Annotated in this window: 1 protein-coding gene; it reads left to right on the top strand. The window is 53.1% G+C overall.

The genetic code is table 11. From position 1 onward, the window contains the following. Positions 1–1545 (top strand): ATP-binding protein (locus tag AWB74_RS44195; RefSeq protein ID WP_087039587.1); only part of this gene is annotated, 1545 nt, incomplete at its 5' end. Positions 1546–1984: the final 439 nt, after the last annotated feature.

Below are 1984 nucleotides of genomic sequence, written 5' to 3'. Positions count from 1 at the left end.
CGATTCGTTATCAAGAAGCTCCGACGCCTCTTGATCTTCAAGCCGACCCGACAACTCATTAATCAGCGTTTCCCTAGAGCGCGAAGAGCGCCAACGAGCAATCAGCCCCTGCTGGAGGCTATTCGGGTCAATGGAAACGGTGGGCGCCTGAAGGTTTTCTCTACGCTTGACGGTGTCGAGAAGCTTTTAGTCTACCGGCAGGTTGGGGTTTATCCGCTCTACGTGACCTCTGGCATTCCTGTCGCGACGGTGAGTTATAGGTGGCTGAGGCATGATGGATTGATAGCGGTTGCAACACTGGTTCCCTGCGTCGGGATTTGGTTTTTAGTCTTGTTTAGCTTGAGCCGCCTGAAACGAGAACGAACGGCGTGGGAAAGTTGGAAAGCCGAATTCGGAATGCGCTTGTCGGCAGAGGCAACGAGTCGCCAGTTGAAACGGATGGGTGCGCTTGGAAATCTTGTAGCAAGCGTCGCGCATGACTTCAACAATCTCCTCATGGTCGTCAAAGCGAACATGGAGCTCGCACGTCGCAAGGAATTCAATGGATTGGAGAAGGAAGTAGTCGCAGTCGAGCGAGCCTCCGCTTCTGCAGAGGTTTTGGCAAGGCGGCTACTCAGCGTCGCTCGTAAGCAACCGCTGCGCGAGGAATTCGTAGAGGTCAAAGACTGGCTTGAACAAGAAGCATCTCTGATTCGGATGTCTCTCAGCGAACGAGTCCAGATGCACATCACATCAGTAGGCGAAATCTGGCCAGCGTACGTTGACCCGACCGAATTGCAATCCGCATTGATTAACCTGGCTGTTAATGCTAAGGATGCGATGCCTAACGGCGGCGAATTTTCCATTCGATGCGAGAACATCACTATCGAAAGGTCACGCGGAAACCTAAAATCCGGAGAGTATGTCGTCATCGCTTGCTCCGATACTGGCGTTGGAATGTCTTCAGCGGTGGTTCAACGGGCATTCGAGCCACTCTTCACGACGAAAGCTGCCAATGCAGGAACCGGTCTCGGTCTTGCCCAAGTCCTCGCTATGTGTGAACAGGCTGGAGGCACCGCCCGTATTGAAAGCGCAGAAGGTCAAGGGACGACGGTCACACTCTTTCTTCCCCGCGGTTCGGGAAAGGCCGTAGATAAAGCCACAGCGTCACCTTCGCAACCTTCGACTGTCACTGAGGCGAGCAAAGGCTCAATCTTGCTGGTCGAGGATAACGAAGAAGTGGCCGCGGGACTCTCAGCCGTACTGGAAGTTTTCGGCTGGCAGTCTCGGCACGAGCTCACGGGTGACGCCGCGCTGGAACTATTAGACGACGGCGCAACTTTCGACCTCATCCTCTCCGACATACAGATGCCTGGCGTCAACAATGGAATCGATGTCGCAGAAAAAGTGCGCCGCATGTGGCCAAAGCAAGCTATTGCGCTTATGACCGGCTATGCAGACGAATTCGAGCGAGCGACAAGCATTGGTGTAACAATACTCTCCAAGCCTTTTAACATCGATGACCTCCAAGCCCTGCTGCACAGCGCTGCACCTGCAACCAGATAACGGAAATGGGGATTCGGGGAAAGCACCTTATTCATTGGTCCCTCTCGACTAGCCTTTCTGATTCTGAGACATCGTCCAAGAAGGACCATTCAGCTTTCGATTTACAGATTCTTGATGCAACGGCCTTAGATGAACGTGCGTCGATTCTATAACCTCGTTGAGCAAGTTCAGGTGATTGTGAATGCCGGGCGTGTGTGAGATGCGTGCTTACTGCGGAGTTTGACGTGCGAGGAAGATATCTAAACACGTACTCGCAGCGTACTCGGTTGAGAAAGCGCTACCTATCCAAGATAACAAATGCGAAGGCACGGTACGATGCAGTTCGACTTCGGTAGACTGTCGCATGTTTTCCATGCATTACATGTAGTGGACTAGACTAAATCTGACAGTGGTCGGTTTTCTCGTGCGGGCGCGCGTTGACGCGGAGGGCGTTTAGCCC

The sequence above is a fragment of the Caballeronia arvi genome (assembly GCF_001544695.2).
In the GTDB taxonomy this organism is placed as follows: Bacteria; Pseudomonadota; Gammaproteobacteria; order Burkholderiales; family Burkholderiaceae; genus Caballeronia; species Caballeronia arvi.
Note: the sequence above shows the minus strand (reverse complement) of the source record. Positions and strands in the feature narration are given on the sequence as shown.